17 protein-coding genes and 2 tRNA genes are annotated in these 22,475 nt (G+C 67.4%); 14 read left to right on the forward strand and 5 right to left on the reverse strand.

Annotation, left to right across the window (positions count from 1 at the left end; genetic code table 11):
• Positions 1-39 precede the first annotated feature (39 nt).
• The 7 genes from pbN1_RS00715 to pbN1_RS00745 all read left to right on the forward strand — a co-directional run bounded on the left by pbN1_RS00715 (position 40) and on the right by pbN1_RS00745 (position 7,447).
• Positions 40-1,128 (forward strand): hypothetical protein, encoded by a 1,089-nt coding sequence (locus tag pbN1_RS00715; RefSeq protein ID WP_169204000.1) that lies wholly within the window; start codon positions 40-42, stop codon positions 1,126-1,128.
• Positions 1,125-2,816, forward strand: a complete 1,692-nt coding sequence (recJ, locus tag pbN1_RS00720; protein ID WP_169203999.1) for a single-stranded-DNA-specific exonuclease RecJ — start codon at positions 1,125-1,127, stop codon at positions 2,814-2,816. Before pbN1_RS00715 ends, recJ begins: the two co-directional genes overlap by 4 nt.
• 145 nt (positions 2,817-2,961) lie before the next feature.
• Positions 2,962-3,630: an OmpW/AlkL family protein gene (locus tag pbN1_RS00725; protein WP_169203998.1), complete on the forward strand. Its 669-nt coding sequence runs from the start codon at positions 2,962-2,964 to the stop codon at positions 3,628-3,630.
• Between the two features lie 170 nt (positions 3,631-3,800).
• A protein-coding gene (gene prfB, locus pbN1_RS00730; RefSeq protein ID WP_169119037.1) for a peptide chain release factor 2 occupies positions 3,801-4,905 on the forward strand; the annotation gives its coding sequence in 2 pieces (ribosomal slippage) (positions 3,801-3,881 and positions 3,883-4,905; 1,104 coding nt in all).
• A 344-nt stretch (positions 4,906-5,249) separates the two neighbouring features.
• On the forward strand, positions 5,250-5,867 hold the full coding sequence (locus pbN1_RS00735; protein ID WP_169203997.1) for a LemA family protein: 618 nt from the start codon (positions 5,250-5,252) through the stop codon (positions 5,865-5,867).
• Between the two features lie 43 nt (positions 5,868-5,910).
• Positions 5,911-6,873: a TPM domain-containing protein gene (locus tag pbN1_RS00740; protein WP_244857082.1), complete on the forward strand. Its 963-nt coding sequence runs from the start codon at positions 5,911-5,913 to the stop codon at positions 6,871-6,873.
• Between the two features lie 28 nt (positions 6,874-6,901).
• Complete coding sequence (locus pbN1_RS00745) at positions 6,902-7,447, forward strand: TPM domain-containing protein (protein WP_169204036.1); 546 nt, start codon at positions 6,902-6,904, stop codon at positions 7,445-7,447.
• Positions 7,448-7,504: 57 nt separating this feature from the next.
• Here pbN1_RS00745 and pbN1_RS00750 read toward each other — a convergent pair whose 3' ends face one another.
• Positions 7,505-8,404 (reverse strand): LOG family protein, encoded by a 900-nt coding sequence (locus pbN1_RS00750; RefSeq protein WP_011239081.1) that lies wholly within the window; start codon positions 8,402-8,404, stop codon positions 7,505-7,507.
• Between the two features lie 199 nt (positions 8,405-8,603).
• Positions 8,604-10,199 carry a bifunctional diguanylate cyclase/phosphodiesterase gene (locus pbN1_RS00755; protein WP_169204037.1) on the reverse strand — a complete coding sequence of 532 codons (1,596 nt, stop codon included), beginning with the start codon at positions 10,197-10,199 and terminating at the stop codon, positions 8,604-8,606.
• Between the two features lie 283 nt (positions 10,200-10,482).
• On the opposite strand from pbN1_RS00755, the gene hutH reads away from it, so the two are divergent.
• The 7 genes from hutH to pbN1_RS00790 all read left to right on the forward strand — a co-directional run bounded on the left by hutH (position 10,483) and on the right by pbN1_RS00790 (position 18,662).
• Positions 10,483-12,063, forward strand: a complete 1,581-nt coding sequence (gene hutH / locus pbN1_RS00760; RefSeq protein ID WP_169204038.1) for a histidine ammonia-lyase — start codon at positions 10,483-10,485, stop codon at positions 12,061-12,063.
• Positions 12,064-12,083: 20 nt separating this feature from the next.
• Complete coding sequence (gene hutU, locus pbN1_RS00765) at positions 12,084-13,772, forward strand: urocanate hydratase (RefSeq protein ID WP_169204039.1); 1,689 nt, start codon at positions 12,084-12,086, stop codon at positions 13,770-13,772.
• Between the two features lie 4 nt (positions 13,773-13,776).
• The gene (gene hutI, locus pbN1_RS00770; RefSeq protein ID WP_169204040.1) at positions 13,777-15,015 is read left to right on the forward strand and encodes an imidazolonepropionase; all 1,239 of its coding nucleotides are present in this window, start codon (positions 13,777-13,779) and stop codon (positions 15,013-15,015) included.
• Entirely contained in the window at positions 14,999-16,042 is a 1,044-nt protein-coding gene (hutG, locus tag pbN1_RS00775) for a formimidoylglutamase (RefSeq protein ID WP_169204041.1), read from the forward strand. Before hutI ends, hutG begins: the two co-directional genes overlap by 17 nt.
• A 110-nt stretch (positions 16,043-16,152) precedes the next feature.
• Positions 16,153-18,015 carry a DEAD/DEAH box helicase gene (locus tag pbN1_RS00780; RefSeq protein ID WP_210147618.1) on the forward strand — a complete coding sequence of 621 codons (1,863 nt, stop codon included), beginning with the start codon at positions 16,153-16,155 and terminating at the stop codon, positions 18,013-18,015.
• 78 nt (positions 18,016-18,093) lie between these two features.
• Positions 18,094-18,178, forward strand: a tRNA-Leu gene (locus pbN1_RS00785).
• A 40-nt stretch (positions 18,179-18,218) separates the two neighbouring features.
• On the forward strand, positions 18,219-18,662 hold the full coding sequence (locus pbN1_RS00790) for a DUF1178 family protein (protein ID WP_169204087.1): 444 nt from the start codon (positions 18,219-18,221) through the stop codon (positions 18,660-18,662).
• Between the two features lie 25 nt (positions 18,663-18,687).
• Here pbN1_RS00790 and pbN1_RS00795 read toward each other — a convergent pair whose 3' ends face one another.
• The 3 genes from pbN1_RS00795 to pbN1_RS00805 all read right to left on the reverse strand — a co-directional run bounded on the left by pbN1_RS00795 (position 18,688) and on the right by pbN1_RS00805 (position 22,458).
• A complete protein-coding gene (locus pbN1_RS00795; RefSeq protein WP_169204086.1) occupies positions 18,688-19,890 on the reverse strand; it encodes an alkaline phosphatase family protein in 1,203 nt (400 codons plus the stop codon).
• A gap of 59 nt (positions 19,891-19,949) precedes the next feature.
• Positions 19,950-20,025: transfer RNA gene (locus tag pbN1_RS00800), tRNA-Gly, on the reverse strand.
• Positions 20,026-20,610: 585 nt separating this feature from the next.
• On the reverse strand, positions 20,611-22,458 hold the full coding sequence (locus pbN1_RS00805; protein WP_169204085.1) for an acyl-CoA dehydrogenase: 1,848 nt from the start codon (positions 22,456-22,458) through the stop codon (positions 20,611-20,613).
• Positions 22,459-22,475 lie beyond the last annotated feature (17 nt).

Genomic DNA, 22,475 nt, shown 5'->3' on the forward strand with positions numbered 1-22,475 from the left:
CTGTGCTAGACTCGATCCGCTCCTTGTTGCGGTCGCTCCATGCAGATTCACCTCGTCATTCCCGGCCTGATCTGGCCCGGCGCTTCGCTCGTCGCCCCCGCAGCGGGCATTGAACTTCCCGCACTCGCACGACTCCTCGGCCTCGGACGGCGCGAGCACCGGGACTTCGAGCCGCTGGACCTCCAGCTTGCGCGCCTGTTCGGTCTCGGCACCGGCTCGTCCGACGGCCCGCTGCCGCTGGCCGCGCTGCGCCGCCTCGGCGAATCGGTACCGGTTGCGCCCGATCCGGACGGCGACTGGCTGTGCGCCGACCCCGTGAACCTGTCCTTCGCCCGCGAACACCTGCTGCTCAACGACTTTCCGGCCGATGAACTCGGCGACGACGACGTCTCCACGTTGATTGCCGCCCTCAACGACAATTTCGGCGATCTCGGCCGCTTCGAAGCGTGCACGCCGACGCGCTGGTACCTCCGGCTTGCCGCGCCGACCCGCGCCAGGCTCTTTCCGCTGCATGACGTCATCGGACGGCCGATCCGCCAGTTCCTGCCCGAAGGCGAGGACGCCCGCCTGTGGCAGCGCACGATGAACGAAGTGCAGGTGCTGCTGCACAACCATCCGCTCAACCAGGCGCGCGAAGCCGCCGGGCGGCGTCCCGCGAACAGCCTGTGGTTCTGGGGCGCAGGCGCGCTGGAAACCGGCGCGGTTGCGACGCTGCCGGTAGTGCAGACGGCCGAACCGCTCGCCCGCGGCATGGCGCGTGCCGCCGGAGCCGAAGCCGCGGCGCCGGACCTCGCGGCCGCGTTGCGTGAGGACACGATCATCGTCCTCGACGCGCTCCTCCACCCGGCACGACAGCTCGATCTCGACGCCTGGCGCAACAATCTCGCCGCGCTCGAACGCGACTGGATCGCACCGCTCGCCGGGGCGCTGGGCGACGGCCGCCTGCAGAAACTGACCCTCACCGCGCCTGGCGACCGCGGCACATTCGAACTCGTCGTGCGCTCCGGCGAGCGGTGGAAATTCTGGCGCAAACCGCTCGCTTTCGACACCCTTCTCAAATCGCTCACCCCGGCGGCTCCGTCTCTCCCCGCAGAGCCGGTCGCCGACCCTGACCGCCCCGACCGATGACACGCATCCAGTCCCGCAACGCCCCACCCCGCGCCGTCCAGCGCCTCATCGACGGCGGCACCCATCCGCTGCTCGCGCGCATCTATGCGGCGCGCGGGGTCTCGCAGCGCGAGGAGCTCGACTACGGCCTCAAGGCGCTGCTGCCGCCCGCGGCGCTGCGCGGCACCCATGAAGCCGCGCAACTGCTCGCCGACGCGATCGAGGCCGGCGCGCGGATGGTGATCGTCGCCGACTACGACTGCGACGGCGCCACCGCCTGCGCGGTCGGCATCCGCGCGCTGCGCGCTTTCGGCGCCGACGTCGGCTATCTCGTGCCGAACCGCTTCGAATACGGCTACGGCCTCACGCCGGCGATCGTCGAGCTGGCCACGCGGATGGAGCCCGACCTGCTGATCACCGTCGACAACGGCATCGCCAGCGTCGAAGGGATCGCCGCGGCGCGCAGCTACGGCATGGCGACGCTGGTCACCGACCATCACTTGCCCGGCGACACCCTCCCCGAAGCGGACGTCATCGTCAATCCGAACCAGCCGGGCTGCGACTTCCCGAGCAAGGCGCTCGCCGGCGTCGGCGTGATGTTCTACACGATGCTCGCGCTGCGCGCCGAACTGCGCGAGCGCGGCGCGTTCTCCGGGCGCCAGGAACCGAACCTCGGCGAGCTGCTCGACCTCGTCGCGCTCGGCACCGTCGCCGACGTCGTCAAGCTCGACCACAACAACCGCATCCTCGTCGCACAGGGGCTCGCGCGGATGCGCGCCGGGCGCATGCAGCCCGGCATCCGCGCGCTGTTCGCCGCGGCCGCCCGCGAGCCCGAGCGTGCGAACACTTTCGACCTCGGTTTCGCGCTCGGCCCGCGCCTCAATGCCGCCGGGCGGCTGTCGGACATGAGCCTCGGCATCGAATGCCTGATCAGCGACGACATGGGCCGCGCGCTGAACATCGCGCAGGAACTCGACAAGCTCAACCGCGAACGGCGCGGCATCGAACAAGGCATGCAGGAAGACGCGCTGGTGCGGCTTGCGGGTTTCGATCCCGGGCAGAGCGCGACCGTGAGCCTGTTCGAGCCCGACTGGCACCAGGGCGTCATCGGCATCGTCGCCGGGCGCATCAAGGAGAAACTGCACCGGCCCGTCGTCGCGTTCGCGCGCGGCGCGGACGGCGAACTGAAGGGATCGGGGCGCTCGATCGCGAACGTGCACCTGCGCGACGCGCTCGACCTTGTCGCCAAGCGGCATCCCGGCCTGATTCTGCGCTTCGGCGGCCACGCGATGGCGGCGGGCCTGACGATCCGCGAAACGGATTACGCGCGCTTCCAGGCGGCGTTCGAGGAGATCGTTCACTCACTCGTCGGCACCGCCGACCTGACGCGCACGCTGGAAACCGACGGCGTGCTCGAAAGCGGTTACATGACGCTCGATTCGGCGCGGCTGATCGAACAGGACATCTGGGGACAGGGCTTCGCGGCGCCGGTATTCGAGGACCGTTTCCGCGTCGACAACCAGCGTCTGCTCAAGGACAAGCACCTGAAGCTGCAGCTGTCGAAGAACGGCGTGCGCTTCGACGCGATCCGCTTCAACTTCGCCGAGGGTGCGGGGGCGAGCATCCATGCCGCCTACCGGCTCGCGCCGAACGAATACAACGGCGTCACCAGCCTGCAGCTGATGCTCGAACACTTCGACACCGTGTAACGTCCCGGGCTTCTTTCCGCCCTCCATCGCACCTCAATCAATTTCATCTATCTACTCAAAAGAAATATTATTGTGCAGTGCACATAACCATTCTCTGGAAATGGGTACAATCGACAGCGACCAACAACCGCAAGAGGACCGCACCATGAAATCTTCCCTTTTCATTTCCTCCCTGCTTGCCCTCGCTGTCGCCAGCCCGGCTGCGCTCGCGCACAAACAAGGCGACATCCTGGTGCGGGCCGGTGCGGCGATGGTGGATCCGGATGTCGGCGAGTCCAGCGTCTCGACGCCGGCCGGAAAGATTCCGGGGTCGGATGTCGAGGTGAGCGACGACACGCAGCTCGGCCTGACGCTCGGCTACATGCTCACCGACCACGTCGGCATCGAACTGCTCGCCGCAACGCCGTTCGAACACGACGTCACGCTGAAGGGCATTGGCGGTCTCAATGGCAAGCTCGCCACGATCAAGCAGCTTCCGCCGACCCTCTCGCTGCAGTATTTCCCGATGGATCCGTCGTCGAAGTGGCAGCCGTATGTCGGCGCCGGCATCAACTACACGTATTTCTTCGACGAAGAGCTGAAGGATGCACGCAAGGCCCAAGGCTTCTCGCAGCTGGACCGCGAAAGTTCGTGGGGACTCGCCGTCCAGGCAGGCATCGACTACATGTTGACCGACCGCATCATGCTGAACGCCGCCGTGTGGCGCGTCGACATCGACAGCGAAGCGACCGCGCGCCTGAACGGCGCCAAAGTGAAGGTCGATATCGACATCGATCCGTGGGTGTACATGGTCGGCGTCGGCTACCGTTTCTGAGCATCGCCTGCCCTTCCCCGCGCGCGCAAATCGGCGGCTCCATCCGGGCCGCCGATTTTTTTTGTGCAGGACACCTGCGGGCAGCACGTCGCACAGCGGAACCTCCACCGCGCGGCCCTTCGTCATCGCGGGTATACTTCGCGGTTTTCCGAATTTCCCGGAGCATCGCCATGGAAGCCGAACGCCTCAACGCCATCGCCCAGCAACTCGACGACCTCCGTTCCCGGGGTCGTGAACTTCGGAGGTATCTTTGACTACGATGAGAAATCATCGAAGCTCGAAGAAGTAACCCGCGCGCTCGAGGATCCGGCCGCCTGGGACAACGCTGCCCGCGCCCAGGAACTGGGCAAGGAAAAGCGCCAGCTCGAAGACGTGGTGCACAACCTGCGCGATATCGAGCGCCTGTCTTCGGACCTGAAGGACTTGTTCGATCTCGCCGAAGCCGAGGACGACGAAGACACGCTCGCCGCGGTCGAAGCCGATCTGGGGGAGCTCCAGGCGAAAGTGCATGCGCTCGAATTCCGCCGGATGTTCTCCAATCCGATGGACCCGAATCCCTGCTTCATCGAAATCCAGGCCGGTGCCGGCGGCACCGAAGCGCAGGACTGGGCCGGCATGCTCGAACGCATGTACCTGCGCTACTGCGAGCGCAAGGGCTTCAACGTCGAGCTGATGGAAGAATCCGAAGGCGAAGTCGCCGGCATCAAGGGCGCGACGATCAAGGTCAGCGGCGACTACGCGTACGGCTTCCTGCGCACTGAAACCGGCATCCACCGCCTGGTGCGCAAGAGCCCGTTCGACTCCAACGCGCGGCGCCACACCAGCTTCTCGTCGGTGTTCGTGTATCCGGAAGTCGATGATTCGATCCAGATCGACATCAACCCGGCCGACCTGCGCATCGACACCTATCGCGCTTCCGGCGCGGGCGGCCAGCACATCAACAAGACCGACTCGGCGGTGCGCATCACGCACGAGCCGACCGGCGTCGTCGTGCAGTGCCAGAACGATCGCTCGCAGCACAAGAACAAGGCCGAGGCGATGTCGATGCTGAAGGCGCGGCTGTACGAACTGGAACTGCGCAAGCGCCAGAGCGAGCAGCAGAAACTCGAAGACTCGAAGAGCGACATCGGCTGGGGCCACCAGATCCGCTCCTACGTGCTCGACCAGTCACGCATCAAGGATCTGCGCACGAACTTTGAGGTCGGCAACACCCAGGCCGTGCTCGACGGCGACCTCGACGACTTCATCGCGGCGAGCCTGAAACAGGGGGTCTGACACCCTTCGACGCCCGGGCGCTGCTGCCGCAATCGCGGCGTCAGCGCCAGGCGGGCATTTTCTCCCGGCGCTCACATGCGATTGCGCTCGGGCAACCGGATGGGGACGGGCACTGCGCGGACACGGCTACCTGGGCCCGCCGCGCGGGAATTCCGCGCCCGATGCGCCGCACCGCTATCGCCGACGCGAATCGTTCATGGCCGAAGGCCTGGCGAATATTCCGGACACCTATCCTGCAGGCGGCTTTATGATGGCGCCTGGCCGAGCAGCGGGCTGAAGGCTTGCCATCCGGGCCCCGACCGGGCCGCTGCCCGTCCGCAACAATCGATGGAGGGATGCACCGCATGTTCGAGAGACTTTTCCGACGCTTCTCCGTGGTTGTCGCCGCGTGCGCGCTGCTCGGCCTCGGCGGCTGCGGCTACAACGATTTCCAGCGCCTCGACGAGCAAAGCAAGGCAGCCTGGGCCGAAGTGCTGAACCAGTACCAGCGCCGCGCCGATCTCATCCCGAACCTCGTCAGCACCGTCAAGGGCGAAGCGAATTTCGAACAGGAAACCCTGACCCGCGTCATCGAAGCGCGCTCGCGGGCGACGGCGATCCAGGTCACCCCCGAGATGCTGAACGATCCGCAGGCGATGGAACGCTTCCAGCAGGCGCAAAGCCAGCTCGGCGGCGCCCTGTCGCGGTTGCTGGCGGTTGCCGAAAACTATCCGAACCTGCGGGCGAACCAGGCTTTCCAGGACTTGCGCGTGCAGCTGGAAGGGACCGAGAACCGCATCACCGTCGCGCGTAACAGCTATATCAAGACGGTCCAGGAATATAACGTGCTCGCGCGCAGCTTTCCGACGAACCTGACCGCGATGATCTTCAGCTACGAGCCGAAAGCCGGTTTTACCGTCGCGAACGAACAGGAGATTTCGCGTCCGCCGACCGTCGATTTCGGCACTTCGGGAGCGCGCTGAGTCACGGCGCGCCCCGGCGCGATCATCGCCCCGACCTGATCCGATGAGCTGCCACCCCTGTCCCGCCCCCTTCGCCGCCGGTCTGTGGGCCGTCGCGGCCACTGCCCGCCGCTGGCTGGCGAACGCTTCGATCGCATTCGTTGCATTCGTCGCGCTCGCGGCACTGCTGTGCCCGGCGTCGTCGTCCGCGCAGGATCTGCAGCCGGTCCCCGCCCTCACTGCGCGCGTCATCGACCAGACCGGCACCCTCGACGCGGGCGAACGGCAGGCGCTCGAAGCGAAGCTCGCCGCCTTCGAGGCGGAACGCGGGGCCCAGATCGTCGTGCTGATCGTGGCGACGACCGCTCCCGAGGACATCGCCGCCTACGCCTACCGCGTCGCGGCCGAGTGGAAGATCGGCCGACGCGACATCGGCGACGGCATCCTGATGGTCGTCGCGAAAGACGACCGCCGCGTGCGCATCGAAGTCGCCCGGGCGCTCGAAGGCGCGGTGCCGGATCTCGCCGCGTTCCACATCATCGACCGGGCCATCACGCCGGCTTTCCGCAGGGGTGAGTTCGCCGCCGGCCTCGACGCCGGCCTCGACGCGTTGATGGCCCGCATCCGCGGCGAAAACCTGCCGCTGCCGGAGCCGGACGTGCGCGGGCGCAGCGATGCGCCGTCGCTCGAAGACCTCGGGGCGTTCCTGTTCGTCGGCGTACCGATCGTCGGAGCGGTGCTCGTCGGCATGTTCGGACGCAAGCTCGGGGCGCTCGCCACCGGTGGCGTCGCCGGCCTGCTCGCGCAGTTGCTGCTCGGCAGCCTGCTGCTGGCGATCATCGCCGGCGTCGTCGCGTTCATCTTCGTGCTCGTGCTGGGCATCGGCGGAGGAGGCCGCGGTGGCCGCGGCGGAGGCGGCGGCTTTGGCGGCCCGATCATCTGGGGCGGGGGCGGCCGAGGCGGGGGCGGATTCAGTTCCGGAGGCGGCGGCAGTTTCGGCGGCGGCGGCGCTTCGGGACGATGGTAGCCCTACGCAACCGGACCGGGAGTCATCGATGAACATCGTGATGCGCGTGATCCGCCACCTGTGGCTCGATGCCGACGACGCGCTCCGTGCGGTCGGGGACGACACGCTGCAACGCCTCGAAGCGCGCGTGCACGACAGCGAACGGCGTCACACCGGCGAGATCTGCGTGTGCATCGAAGCGAGCCTGCCGATGAGTTACCTGTGGCGCCATTTACGCCGCCGCGTGCCGATCGAGCAGGTGGTGCGCGAGCGCGCGCTGACGGAATTCGGCAAGCTGCGCGTGTGGGACACCGAACTGAACAACGGCGTACTGATCTACCTGCAACTGGCCGAGCACCGCATCGACATCGTCACCGACCGCGGCCTCGCGCGGCACATCGATGACGCCTACTGGCGAGAGACGCTGGCCAGCATGAGCGCGGAGTTTCGTGCCGGGCGCTACGAAGAGGGCCTCGCCCGCGCGATCGACGCCGTAACGGCGGCGCTGGAGCGGCACTTTCCCGCCAGTCACGCTCCTGGCGAAACCCCGCCGCAGCGGGAGGATCAGCTCCCCAACCGTCCGGTGCTTCGCTGATCGTCATGGCGGCATAGACGACCCGCTGATCCAGCCTGCGCCGGGTACCTGGGAGGTTCAACTCCCCCTCAGCTGCCGGGCGACCAATGCAGGATTGTCTTCGTTGTAAGCGGCCTTGATCGCGTCCCAGGCTTCGTCGGCAGTCTCCACGTAGCGGAAAAGCTCGACGTCCTCCGGACTGATCACGCCGTGCTCGATCATCACGTCGAAGTCGATCAGGCGCTCCCAGAAATCGCGGCCGATCAGGATGATCGGCCGGCGACGGATCTTGCGCGTCTGCGTCAGGGTCAGCACTTCGAACAATTCGTCGAGAGTGCCGAAACCGCCGGGAAAGCTCACGACCGCGACCGCGCGCATCAGGAAATGCATCTTGCGGATCGCGAAGTAGTGGAACTGGAAACACAGCTCCGGCGTGATCCAGGGGTTCGGCGCTTCCTCGAACGGCAGGAAAATGCTCATGCCCATGCTGCGCCCGCCGGCGTCGTGGGCGCCGCGATTGCCCGCCTCCATGACGCCGGGGCCACCCCCGGTAGCGATGATGACCGGCTCGCCGAGCACGTCGGGTTCCTGCGTGACCAGCTCGGCAAAACGGCGCGCTTCAGCATAGTAACGGGCGTTCTTCACCATCTGTTCGGCGCGCCGGATCGCAACCGGATCGTCGCCCGCGCGCGCCTCGTCGAGCATCGCCGCCGCCACTTCGGGCGACTTGAAGCGCGCGCTACCGAACACCACGACAGTGGATTCGACGCCCTGCTCCTGCTGGATCAGCTCCGCTTTCAGCAGTTCGAGCTGCAGGCGCACCGGGCGAAGTTCCTCGCGCAGCAGGAATTCGCTGTCCGCGAACGCCATGCGAAAGGAGCTGCCGGGCGCGTCGTACGGCGAATGAGGCTGGGCGGCCTCGACTTCGTCCTGGGCGGACGGGAAATTGCGGGCGTGGATGTGGTGCAGTTTCTTCATGCTCGATCATGCTCCGGAAATGTAAGTCGGCTCCCATGATCGCATCTTCGGCCGCTGATTTCGGTGTCACGAGAACACCGGACGGCCCGGCACGCGAGGCGAATGCTGCGGTCGTTGCTGTACGCGGATCAGAACACCCCATCTCCCTGTCAAGAATCAGTCCCGGGAAACGACGGCAGACCCCGCTGCCGGCAAATCGCTACGCAGTGCCGCCTTGGTTATCGGGCCACGCGCCGGAACCCTGCTCTGCCGGCATGAAGGTGTAGCATCGCTTGCCGTTGGCCTTGGAGCGGTACATCGCGGCGTCCGCCTGCTGCAGCAATTTCTCACAGGTGGTTTCCACGCCGGCATATATTGCAATGCCGATGCTGGCAGAGATGCGAACGGAGATTTCTCCGATTCGGTACGGATCGGAAAGACTCTCCACCAGCTTGCGCGCCAGCGCCGCAGCCCCGTCGGCTCCCGCCGCGAACACCACGACCACGAACTCGTCACCGCCGAGCCGCGCAGCGACGTCGGAGCGACGAATTCCGCTGTTGATGCGTTGCGAGACGGCTCGTAGCAGTTCGTCGCCAATTCCATGGCCGTGGCGGTCGTTGACCGACTTGAAGCCATCGAGGTCAATGTAGAGGAGAGCAAGTTCGGTGTCGCATCGCTGTGACAAAGCCAGTTGATCGTTGACGATTTCGTTCAGCAGCGCCCGATTGGCCAAGCCCGTCAGTTCGTCGTGGAGAGCCTTGTGCCGGGTCTGCTGCAACATCCTGGATGCCTTGATCAGCGCTCCTCCAACCTCGTCGGCTTCCCGTAGCCGGAAGCTGGGAACGACGATCGCCTCGCCGGAGCCCAGGGCCACGGCCGGACCGGTCAATCCGTAGAAAGCACCGGCAATCCGGCCTCCGAGCCTCCAGGCAAGAAGCAGACTACTGCCCAGCAGAACCACCGTACCGAGGACCAGCCAACCGAGCGACTGCTGCAGCCGGTTCGTGAGCGCTTCCCGGGGAATGCTGATGACCGTCGTCCACCGGGAAACGGCGGATCGACTGAAAACGGATATGACAGGAAGGCCCGCGTCGGTAAGGATTTCGACCGATCCCTCGGCTGCTTCGGCGATCCTCTCTGTCAAGGCCTGCGAACCCTTCCGCCCGATGAACTGCTCCATTTCGCCGGTGTGGGCAGCGACAATGCCTTCGCCATCCAGTATTTCGCCGGTCCAGCCGGGGGGCAGGCGCTGCTCGTTCAGGATCCCCGACAGGCGATCCGGAAAAATGCCCATACTCAAACAGTAGACGATCCGCTCGCCGCGGTGCACCGGCACCGAGACGCTGAGCGCCGGCCGGTGCACCACCGGCCCGACAAAAAGCCCGGAGACATACGTACGCCCTGTTTCCAGGACGTGCCTCAACTGCGGCATCACCCCTCTGAAAGGCAAGGGTTCACCGAACGGCCGGAACGTGTTGATCCGCTGTCGGCCGGTCGTATCGGTCAGCACGACGTTATTGGCCGACCGGGTTTGCAGAACCTGCATCGCCTGGTCGTGGAAGGCCGCGAGATCGTTGGAAGCCAGGTAGGGCGACGTCGCGAGGACGTTCAGCGCCGACTCCGTCGCGGCCAGTTCGCGGTCGACGGCGGACCGCAGTGCGCGGGCAGTCGCGATCACCTCGCGCACGAGTTGAGCGTTCTCGCGCTGATAGTTGTAATGGATCAGCGCCGCGGTCATCAATGACGCGGGCAAGATGCACGCCGTGACGAGCAGGGCGAGTCGGGAACGGATGGTCGGAGTGCGCGCTGCCGTCATGGGGCGATGATCGCTGAGCTGGCCGGATTTTCGTTTTTGGTCTTCGGCAGACTGCGAATGCCGCGATGCGCGAGGGTAGCGCCTTCCCACCTCCAGGGCCAGCCAATCGAATAACGCAAATTGAATAACGTCAGTCTATGATCAAACGATGAATGGCATCCGCTGCACGAACCCGGGCAGCGAACCATCCTGGCACGACGAGTACCGTCTGACCACAGTCGCCTCCCGGGCAACAAATTTTCCGGCGCACGAGCGGTCAAAGCGCCAGCAGGGGGAACTCCCGATGACTGCCGTTTGCCTTCATCCAGGCCGATTGACGCTCGCCGAACTGCGCACGATCGCGTTCAGCGACAGCCGGCTCGAGCTCGAACCGGCCTGCTTTTCGATGGTCGCACGCGGCGCCGCGACGGTTGCGGCGATCGCGCGCAGCGGCGAGCCGGCCTACGGCATCAACACCGGTTTCGGCCGCCTCGCGCAGACGCACATCCCGGACGATCAGCTCGAACTGCTGCAGAAAAACCTCGTGCTGTCGCACGCGGTGGGAGTCGGCGAACCGCTCTCGGTGCCGACGGTGCGCCTGGTGCTGGCGCTGAAGATCGCGAGCCTTGCACGCGGACACTCCGGTGTGCGCATGGAACTCATCAACGCGCTGCTCGGCCTCTTCAACGCCGGCGTCATCCCTCGCGTGCCGTCCAAAGGCTCGGTCGGCGCGAGCGGCGATCTCGCGCCGCTCGCACACCTTTCGGCGCTGCTGCTGGGCATCGGCGAGGCATATGTCGACGGCCGACACGTACCCGCGACCGAGGCCCTGGCGATCGCGGGACTCGCGCCGATGACGCTCGCGGCGAAGGAAGGCCTTGCGCTGCTCAACGGCACGCAGGTGTCGACGGCGCTGGCGCTCGTCAATCTGTTCGCGATCGAGACCGTGTTCCGCACCGCGCTCGTCGCCGGAGCGCTGTCGGTCGACGCCGCGGCCGGCTCGTTCAAGCCGTTCGATGCCCGGACCCACGCGTTGCGCGGCCAGCCGGGGCAGATCGACGCTGCCGCCACCTACCGGCAGCTGCTCGAGGGCAGCGGGATCAACCTTGCGCATCGCGACTGCGGCAAGGTGCAGGACCCGTACAGCCTGCGCTGCCAGCCGCAGGTCATGGGTGCCTGCCTCGACCAGACGCGCCACGCCGCGCGCGTCCTGCTGATCGAAGCGAACGCCGTGTCCGACAACCCGCTGGTTTTTCCGGACAGTGGCGAAGTGCTGTCGGGCGGGAACTTCCATGGCGAACCGGTCGCTTTCGCCGCTGACGCGCTCGCGCTGGCGGCGGCCGAGATCGGGGCGCTGGCCGAGCGGCGCATCGCGCTGCTGATCGACGCCACGCTGTCGGGCCTGCCGCCTTTCCTCGTCACCGAAGGCGGCGTCAATTCCGGCTTCATGATCGCGCACGTCACGGCGGCCGCGCTCGCCTCCGAGAACAAGCTTCTCGCGCATCCGGCGAGCGTCGATTCGTTGCCGACGTCGGCGAACCAGGAGGATCACGTTTCGATGTCGACGTTCGCAGCACGCAAGCTCGGCGAGCTCGCCGACAACACCGCGACGATCCTCGCGATTGAGCTGCTCGCCGCGGCGCAGGGCGTCGAACTGCGCGCACCGCACCGCACCTCGCCGCGCCTGCAGGCCGTGCTCGCGCTGATCCGCAGCCGCGTGCCGCATTACGACATCGACCGCTATTTTGCGCCGGACATTGCATCGATCAAGGACGAGGTGTCGGCGGGAGCCTTCGCACGCCATTGTCCCTTCTCCTTCGACTCCGAACGCGTGGCGGACGGCGAGGCGTCCCGCTCCGTCACACCGGATGACGAATCCCTCTGAAGCGCTCGCAGGAGGCTGCGATGAACGAAGTCCACAGCACCGATCCCCGCTACGCGCCGGGCCGCATCGTGCGGTCGCCGCATGGCGCGACGCTGCACTGCCGCAACTGGTTGATCGAGGCCGCGTGGCGGATGATCCAGAACAACCTCGACCCCGAAGTCGCCGAGCACCCCGAACATCTCGTCGTCTATGGCGGCATGGGGCGCGCGGCGCGCGACTGGGCGTGCTTCGACAGGATCCTCGCGACGCTGCGCGAACTGGGCGAGGACGAGACGCTGCTGGTGCAGTCCGGCAAGCCGGTCGGCGTGTTCCGCACCCACGTCGATGCGCCACGTGTGCTGATCGCAAATTCCAACCTGGTGCCGAAGTGGGCGACCTGGGAGCACTTCAACGAGCTCGACCGCAAAGGCCTGATGATGTTCGGCCAGATGACGGCGGGTTCGTGGATCTACATCGGCTCGCAGGGCATCGTGCAGGGTACGTACGAAACGTTCACCGCCTGCGCCGACCGTCATTTCGGCGGGCACGCCACGCGGCGGTGGATCCTCACCGGGGGGCTCGGCGGCATGGGCGGCGCGCAGCCGCTCGCGGCAACGATGGCGGGCTTCTCGATGCTGGCAGTCGAGTGCGACGAGACGCGCATCGACCTGCGCCTGAAGACGCACTACCTCGACCGCAAGGCCGCTTCGCTCGACGAGGCGCTCGCATTGCTCAATGCGGCGCGGGCCGAGGGCCGCGTGCTGTCGGTGGGCCTCGTCGGCAACGCGGCCGACGTGTTCGAGGAGATCGCGCGCCGCCGCGTCATCCCCGACGTCGTCACCGACCAGACCAGCGCGCACGATCCGATCCACGGCTATCTGCCGCAAGGCTGGACGCTGCAGCAATGGCGCGAGCGCCAGCGCAGCGACCCGCAGAGCATCATCGAGCCGGCGAAGCACTCGATGGCCAACCAGGTGCGCGCGATGCTGGCGCTGCAGCGAGCCGGTGCGGCGGTATTCGACTACGGCAACAACATCCGCCAGATGGCCCACGACGCCGGCGTCATCGACGCATTCTCGTTTCCCGGCTTCGTCCCGGCGTACATCCGCCCGCTGTTCTGCCGCGGCTACGGCCCGTTCCGCTGGGTCGCGCTGTCGGGCGAGCCGAAGGACATCCATCGCAGCGACGCGAAAGTGAAGGAGCTGATCCCCGACGACCGGCACCTGCACAACTGGCTCGATCTCGCTCGCCATCGCATCACGTTCCAGGGCCTGCCAGCGCGCATCTGCTGGCTCGGCCCGAAGGACCGTTACCGCGTCGGCCTTGCGTTCAACGAGATGGTGCGCCACGGCGAACTGCATGCGCCGATCGTCATCGGCCGCGACCATCTCGATACCGGTTCGGTCGCGAGCCCGAACCGTGAAACCGAGGCGATGCGCGACGGCTCCGATGCCGTGTCCGACTGGCCGCTGCTCAACGCGTTGCTCAACACCGCGAGCGGCGCGACGTGGGTGTCGTTTCATCACGGCGGCGGCGTCGGCATGGGGTATTCGCAGCACGCGGGCCAGGTGATCGTCTGCGACGGCACTGACGGCGCGGCGCGCCGGATCGCACGCGTGCTGTTCAACGACCCGGCAAGCGGCGTGATGCGCCACGCCGACGCGGGCTACGAGGAAGCGCTCGCGACGGCGCGGGAAATCGGCCTGCGCCTGCCGATGCACGACGCCTGATCACATGGCCGCCTGGGACCTGCTGTTCCGCCGCGTGCATCTCGCGACATTCGCCGGCGACGAACCGTACGGCACGCTGCGTGACGGCGCGCTCGCGGTGCGGGCCGGGCGCATCGTCTGGCTCGGCACCAAACGCGACCTGCCGCGCGAGGCCCGCGCCGCACAGGAGATCGATGGCGCCGGCGGCTGGCTGCTGCCGGGGCTGATCGACTGCCACACGCATCTCGTCCATGCCGGCAACCGCGCCCGCGAGTTCGAGCTGCGCATGCAGGGCGCGAGCTACGAGGAGATCGCGCGCGCCGGCGGCGGCATCCGCGCGACGGTCATCGCGACGCGGGCCGCCGACGAGGAAGCGCTCGTCGCCGCAAGCCGACCGCGTCTCGCCCGACTGATCGCCGAGGGTGTCACGACAGTGGAGATCAAGTCGGGCTACGGGCTGGAACTTGCAGCCGAGCGACGCATGCTGCGCGCGGCGCGCGCGCTGGGAGCCACCGCGCCGGTACGCGTGACGACAACGTTCCTCGGCGCGCACGCACTGCCGCCCGAATACGACGGACGCGCCGACGACTACATCGCCGAAGTCTGCGACGTGATGCTGCCGGCGCTCCACCGCGAAGGCCTCGTCGATGCCGTCGACGCGTTCTGCGAGCGCATCGCGTTCAGCCCGGCGCAGACCGAAGCGGTGTTCCGCGCGGCCCGGGCGCTCGGGCTTCCCGTCAGGCTGCATGCCGAGCAGCTCTCGGATTCGGGCGGCGCGGCGCTGGCGGCCCGGTACGGCGCGCTGTGCGCCGATCATCTGGAACACCTCTCCGAAGCCGGTGCAGCGGCGCTCGCTGCGGCCGGCAGCGTCGCCGTGCTGCTGCCGGGGGCATTCTATTTCCTGCGCGAGACGCACCTTCCACCGGTCGCGCGGCTGCGCGCGCTCGGCGTGCCGGTCGCCATCGCCACCGACTGCAACCCCGGCACTTCGCCGCTCAGTTCGCTGCTGCTCGCGCTCAACATGGCCTGCGTGCTGTTCCGTCTCGCCCCCGCCGAGGCGCTCGCCGGCGTCACGCGCAACGCGGCCCGGGCGCTCGGTCGCGGCGACGACCTCGGCACGCTGGAGGCCGGAAAACTCGCGGATCTCGGCCTGTGGAACGTCGATACCCCGGCCGAGCTGTGCTACCACCTCGGCTACAACCCGCTCGCACTGCGCGTGTTCGGTGGACGAATCAGCGGAGCAGGTGATGTCGCACAAGGATGAGGAGGATCGGGGGCCGTGGCAGGGCCGCATCGACGTGCATGAAGGCCCGCGGGCATTGCGCTGGCACCAGTGCGTCACGATGCTGCCGCCGCAGGCGTCCCCCGGCATCGCGCTGCTCGGTTTCCCCTGCGACCTCGGCGTGCGGCGCAACCATGGCCGCGCCGGAGCCGCCGCAGGCCCGGCGGCGCTGCGCCGGACACTCGCGAACCTGGCCTGGCACGGAGCGCGGCCGGTGTACGACGCGGGCGATGTGGGCGATGTGGGCGATGTGGGCGATGTGGGCGCCAGCACGCCCGACGCCGGCGAGAAGACGCTCGAGACGATGCAGGCCGGCTACGCTCGACGCATCACGGCGCTGCTCGACGCCGGGCATGTGCCGATCGGCCTCGGCGGCGGCCACGAGATCGCGTGGGCGGCCTGGCAGGGGCTCGCCGCACATGCTGCACGCGAACCACACCCGCCGCGCATCGGCATTCTCAACGTTGACGCTCATTTCGACCTGCGCACGGCACCCGCGGGCAATTCGGGCACGCCGTTCCGCCAGATCGCCGAGGACTGCGGAGTCCGCGACTGGAATTTCCGCTACTGCGTGCTGGGGATCGCCGAAGCGGCGAACACTGCCGCGTTATTCGACCGCGCCCGCGCGCTCGGCGTCGCGTTTCGCCTCGACGAGGAAATGGGCGCGCGCGATCTCGACGCGATCGACAGCACGGTGCGCGATTTCCTCGCCGGCATCGACTGGCTCTACCTGACGCTGTGCCTCGACGCGCTGCCAGGTGCGTGCGCCCCCGGCGTCAGCGCGCCGGCGACGATCGGCGTCGAGCCGGCCGTCGTCGAGGCGGTGATCCGCATCGCCGTCGCGAGCGGCAAGCTTCGCCTCGCCGACGTCGCCGAACTCAACCCTTCCCTCGACCCCAACGGCCGGACCGCGCGTCTGGCAGCACGCCTCGTCTGGCGGCTCGCGCGCGAAATCGCCCGTCGCCCATGTGATGTGCGGTCTGGGCTGCATCTCCCCGCGCGCGATTGAGCCAAGCGGCACAGGCGGGATTTCGGTACGATGCGCTTCATTCGTGAAGCGCCCCGTTTCTCTCGACGGCTCGGCGCCTTTTCCCTTTCCGCTGCCCGCACCAGACCTCCATGACTTCCCCCATCGAAAGCTTCGCCCAACTCGATCTCCGTGCACCGCTGCTCGATGCGCTGTCCGAAATCGGCTATGAAACGCCGTCGCCGATCCAGGCGGTCTGCATCCCGCATCTGCTCGCCGGGCACGACCTGCTCGGCGAGGCGCAGACCGGCACCGGCAAGACCGCCGCGTTCGCGCTGCCGCTGCTCGACCGGCTCGACCTCAGCATCAAGAATCCGCAGGTGCTCGTGCTCGCGCCGACCCGCGAACTCGCGATCCAGGTTGCCGAGGCTTTCCAGCGTTATGCGAAGAACCTGCCCGGTTTCCACGTACTGCCGGTGTACGGCGGCCAGAGCATGGTCGTCCAACTGCGCCAGCTCGCCCGCGGCGCACACGTCATCGTCGGCACACCGGGCCGCGTCATGGACCATATCGAGCGCAAGAGCCTCAATCTCGACAGCCTGACGACGCTGGTGCTCGACGAAGCCGACGAGATGCTGCGCATGGGGTTCATCGACGACGTCGAATGGATCCTGCAGCACACGCCGGCCGAGCGTCAGACCGCGCTGTTCTCGGCGACGATGCCCGATGCGATCCGCCGCGTCGCGCACCGCTACCTGCGCGACCCGCGCGAGGTCAAGATCAAGACCAGCACGACCACGGTCGCGGCAATCCGCCAGCGCTACTGCCAGATCAGCGTCGCGCACAAGCTCGACGCGCTGACGCGCATCCTCGAAGTCGAGGAGGATTTCGACGCCGCGATCATCTTCGTCCGCACCAAGACCGCGACCGTCGAGCTTGCCGACAAGCTCGAGGCGCGCGGCTACTCGGCCGCCGCGCTGAACGGCGACATGACGCAGCAGCTGCGCGAACGCGTCATCGAACAGCTCAAGGGCGGGCAACTCGACATCGTCGTCGCCACCGACGTCGCCGCACGCGGCCTCGACGTCTCGCGCATCAGTCACGTCATCAACTACGACATCCCGTACGACACCGAAGCGTATGTGCATCGCATCGGGCGCACCGGGCGCGCGGGCCGCACCGGCAGCGCGATCCTGTTCGTCGCGCCGCGCGAGATACGGATGCTGAAAGTCATCGAGCGCGCGACCCGCCAGCCGATCGAGGCGCTGCAACTACCGTCGCGCGAAGCCGTCGCCGACAAGCGAGTCGCCGCGTTCCGCCAGCAAGTCGCCACAGTGCTCGAATCCGAAGACCTCGCGTTCTTCCGCGACGTCGTCGCCGGCATGGAATCCACCCACGAAGCCGAACTCCACGACATCGCCGCCGCCCTCGCCTTCCTCGCGCAGCGCGAGCGCCCGCTGCAACTGCCGGAGTCGAAAGGCCCTGACATCGCGCGCCTGGCCGAACCGCAGCGTGAACCGGGCGCCGAGCGAGCCCCGCGCGAAAACCGCGAGAAAATACTCGAACGCCGACGCGAGTTCTCCGAGGGCAATCTGCAACGCTACCGCATCGAAGTCGGCCGCAACCAGCAGGCGACGCCGAAGGACATCGTCGGCGCGATCGCCAACGAGGCCGGCATCGAAAGCCGCTATATCGGGCAGATCAATCTCTACGAGGACTACAGCACCGTCGAACTGCCGAGCGGCCTGCCACACGACGTCCTCGACATCCTGCGCCGGGTGCGCGTGCGCCAGCACCAGCTGAACATCCGCCCGCTCGACGCCGAGGAAGCGAAGCGCGACGCGGCCCGCGTGCGGCCGGGAGCCCCTCGTCCCGGAGCAGCGCCGCGTCACGCCGCCCACCCCGGCGGCAAACCCGCCCGTCCCGGAAGCCCCGGCCCGAGATCCTTCAGCGGCGAAAAGCGCACGCCCTCCACCGGCTTCAAGCCCGGCAAGAAAAAACCGCATGATCGCTGAGCCGGCTTCGCGGCCAGGCACAGCCGGAGCCGTTGTGCAGGGGTGTCGGTCGCAGGGTAGAATGCGCCACCCATCGGCGCCGGGGTGGTGAAATCGGTATACACAGCGGACTTAAAATCCGCCGCCTTCGGGCTTACGGGTTCAAGTCCCGTCCCCGGCACCAGCGAGCGCGCTGCGCGTGATTTTCTCCAGGACTTCCTGCGGTGATCGTTCTGAACCTTTGCTGCGACCACGAGCACCTGTTCGAAGGCTGGTTCGGCTCGGCTGCCGCGTTCGAAACCCAGCGTGAGCGCGGACAGGTCGTCTGTCCCGTTTGCGGCTCAGCCTCGATCAGCCGGCGTCCGACCGCTCCGTACGTCAACACCGGCTCGATGCCCCCGGCAGCTCCACCACCTCGACCCTCGCCGCCCTCCGCAACCACCCGGCAGACGGACGCGGTCGCTACAGTCGTGGCGATGCTGCGCCGCTTCGGCAAGGAGTCGGAGGACGTCGGCGAGCGGTTCGTCGAGGAAGCCCGCCGCATCCACTACGGGGACAGCGAAGCGCGCAATATCAAGGGGAAAGCGTCGAGCGACGACATCGGGGAACTCATCGACGAAGGCATCATGGTGCTCCCCGTACCACCGGACGACGAAGAGTTGCACTGACCCGGGCGCCCCACCCCCGTACCCCTCAGCAGCGGGCGTGAATCAGCGGCACCCACATTTCCTGCGGCGACAGTCCGCCATGCACGCCGATCATCCGGTGCGCGTGTTCGCCGGGCACGCGGTCCGTGATCGTCCAGCCGGGTTCCATCAGCAGCGCATGGCTGCCGATGCGTTCGCGCAACTGCCGGTGTCGCGGCCCCGGGCCGAAAAACCCGCTGCGCAGCAGCTCCGGCGAACGGACCAGCACCGCCTTGCCCGCCAGCTCCGCCTCGACGAACGAACGGAAATCATCCTCCGCCCCCCGGCGAAGCTCACATAGCGCAGCCCGACGTTCGCCGAACAACGGTCCGGCGAGCATTGCCGCGGCCTCCGGAAACCGTTCGAAGCGGATCACGCGCTCCGCAGGCGAATCGATGAAGCCGTGATCTGCGCTCGCAACGACGTCGACGCCGGTTCCGGCCAGTTCATCGAGCAAGGCGGCGAACGCGGCGTCGATGTGGCGAAACTGCGCGACGGCCTCGTCGGACTCGCAGCCGTGCGCATGACTGAGCGCATCGAACACAGGATAGTAGGCGTGGATATAGCCGCCCGCTGCACTCTTCAGCGCCCTTGCTGCAGTCGCTATCGCATCGACCATCCCCTGGATGCCGCGATACGCGACCCTGTCGGCGCCACGGCCATGCCTCACAGAATATGGCGAATACGCGAGGCTGCGCGGATTGACGTAAATCGACTTGCGCCTGCGGTTCTGGAACAGGCTCGGGTACGGGAAGAGCCGCTCTCGCGCCATCGGGCCACGAATGAGTCCGCCCGAACGCTTCCTCATCGGCAATGGCGCGACCACGCCGCCGAAGCGCCGGTCATGGATGAACCAGCCGGTCAATCCATGCCGGGCCGGCGCGAGACCGGTGAGCGTGGTCGTTACCGCGCTCGCCGTCGTGCTCGGGAAAACCGAAGTCATCCGCCGCCGCCGGTGCGCGAGCAGCGCGCTTCCCGCGCCGAAACGCTGCAGAAACGCGTCGCCGAGGCCGTCGATGAGCAGGAACACCAGCACCGGCACGGGTTCATCCTGCGTGCGAGCGGGGCGTTCTTCGCCGGGCACCGCCCAGCGCTGGCCATCGAGATAGTTACGGATCGCGCCGACGAGGCCATAGAGGCCGTTCGCCCCGTAATCGGGTACGACGGCAGCACGCGGCAACGAAAATGGAATGTTTCGGCAGGCGGACATGGCCAGAGCCGGTAAACGACAAAAGGAAGGTGCGCTTGCACCTTCCTTTTGTCAATTTCTGGAGCGGGAAACGAGTCTCGAACTCGCGACCTCAACCTTGGCAAGGTTGCGCTCTACCAACTGAGCTATTCCCGCATGTACTTCTGGAGGCGCGAACCGGAATCGAACCGATGTACACGGCTTTGCAGGCCGTACAACCTTCAGTATTGGCGCGGGTTTGCGGGCCGCTGCCACTCGATTCTGCCACCCTTCGACAACCGCCTGCGTTGTCGAGGCGCGCATAATGCCGCATGTCTGCGCTTTGTGCAAGTGTAGCGTGTGGAGATTGCTGCCAACCGCGGAGCAAATGAGCTGTCCTGCCTTGTAACAAGGGGGCTATCCCCGGTTTCATTCGAGCACTTGCTGCGCCCTTCCCCCGCCGGGTCGAATCGCACCTGATGGACATGGCGGCAGCCAGCGCCGGCCGCGGCCTCGAAGGCGACCGCAGCGAATCCTGCGCCCATGCGTCGAGCGCCTGATCCGGCACGCATATCGGACTACTCAGACCATACTGGGATCGATACGGGCCGCCAGCTTCAGCAGCCTGTCATCGGCGGAAAGGAGGCGCGCCCCGAAGCGCATCGCAAGCACGACATACAGCAAGTCATAAACAGGGTGGTCGTGCAGGATGGCCTGCGACAGCGCTTCGGTAGCCAGTTGGTCGCCAAACTCAAAGGGCGGCTACGCGCAGAGCGCCGCGGCATTGTGCCCCAGCCCCTCGGTCACCGTCGCCGCGAACCCCGCCGCCTCGGTCGCGACGTGGGTCATGTAGAACTGCGCGAGCGCGATCTGCTCGCGGTTGAACTCCGGATCGCCTTCGCCGCGGTCGAGCAGCCCTTTCGCCGCGAGCGCCGCCTTGCCCCACATCCACGCGCCGCACGCCGTGCCCATCAGCATCAGGAACGGCACCGCGACCCACAGCGCCTTGCCCACATCACGCTCGCCCGCATCACGCTCGCCCACATCACGCTCGCCCACATCACGCTCGCCCGCGTCGCGCTTGCCGGCTTCGAGCAGGTGCCACGCGGCCGCCTCGAACTGCTCGATGCACGTCTCGAGGCGCGGTACGAACGCAGCGATCGTCTCGTCATCGACGGTCTTCAGGCTCGCGACCACCGCGCGCATCTGCCCACCGAGCAGCGTCAGCCCCTCGCTGCCGCCGCGCAGCAGCTTGCGCATCACCAAGTCGTTCGCCTGGATGCCGGTCGTGCCCTCGTAGATCGTCAGGATGCGTGCATCGCGCATGTGCTGCGCGGCGCCGGTCTCCTCGATAAAGCCCATGCCGCCGTGCACCTGCACGCCGAGGTAGGCCGAGTCGTTGCCGATCTCGGTGCTCCAGCCCTTCACGATCGGGATCAGGAAATCGACCATCAGCCGCGCGGTCTCGCACACCGGCGCGTCGGGGTGCGCGTGCGCGAGGTCGAACTGGCCTGCGACCCAGTAGGCGAGCATCCGCGCGGCCTGTGTGCGCGACTTCATCCGCAGCAGCATGCGCCGCACGTCGGGGTGCGCGACGATCGCGACGTTGTGGACCCCGGTGATCGCGTCGCGCCCCTGCACGCGCTCGTTCGCGTACGCAAGCGCCTGCTGGTACGCGCGTTCGGCGATCGCCACGCCCTGCAGGCCGACGCCGAAGCGCGCCTCGTTCATCATGATGAACATGTACTCGAGGCCGCGGTTCGGCTCGCCGACGAGGTAGCCCGTCGCACCGCCCGCGTCGCCGAACGCCATCACGCAAGTCGGGCTGCCGTGGATGCCGAGCTTGTGCTCGAGCGACACGCAGCGCACGTCGTTGCGCGCGCCGAGCGAGCCGTCGTCCTCGACGAGGACCTTCGGCACGACGAAGAGCGAGATCCCCTTCACGCCCGGGGGCGCGTCGGGCAGCCGCGCGAGGACGAGGTGGATGATGTTCTCGGTGAGCTCGTGCTCCCCGTAGGTGATGAAGATCTTCTGGCCGACGATGCGGTAGCTGCCGTCGGCGACGGGCTCGGCGCGCGTGCGGATCGCGGCGAGGTCGGAGCCGGCCTGCGGTTCGGTGAGGTTCATCGTGCCGCCCCACTCGCCCGCGACCATCTTCGGCAGGTACTTCTGCTTGATCGCGTGGGAGCCGGCCGTGAGCAGCGCGGCTGCCGCGCCGTCGGTGAGCATCGGCATCAGCGAGAAGCCGAGGTTTGCCGACTGCAGCATCTCGGTCACCGCGGTCGCGACGAGCTTCGGCATGTTCTGCCCGCCGAACGAGGACGGGGCGCCGATCGTGCTCCAGCCGCCGTCGCGGTACGCGTCGTAGGCCTCGCGCCAGCCGTCCGGCGTCGTCACGACGCCGTCTTCGACGCGGCAGCCCTGCAGGTCGCCGACGCGGTTGAGCGGCGCGAGCACCTCGCCGGTGAACTTGCCCGCCTCGTCGAGGATCGCGGCGGCGATGTCGGGCGTCGCGTCCTCGAAGCCGGGCAGCGTGGCGATCTCGTCGAGGCCGACGAGGTTTTCGATGATGAACCGCATCGCCTGGATCGGCGCGTCGTACTGGCTCATTAGGAGTCTCCTTGGGG

Origin of the sequence: Aromatoleum bremense, from assembly GCF_017894365.1 — a bacterium.
Lineage (GTDB): Bacteria > Pseudomonadota > Gammaproteobacteria > Burkholderiales > Rhodocyclaceae > Aromatoleum > Aromatoleum bremense.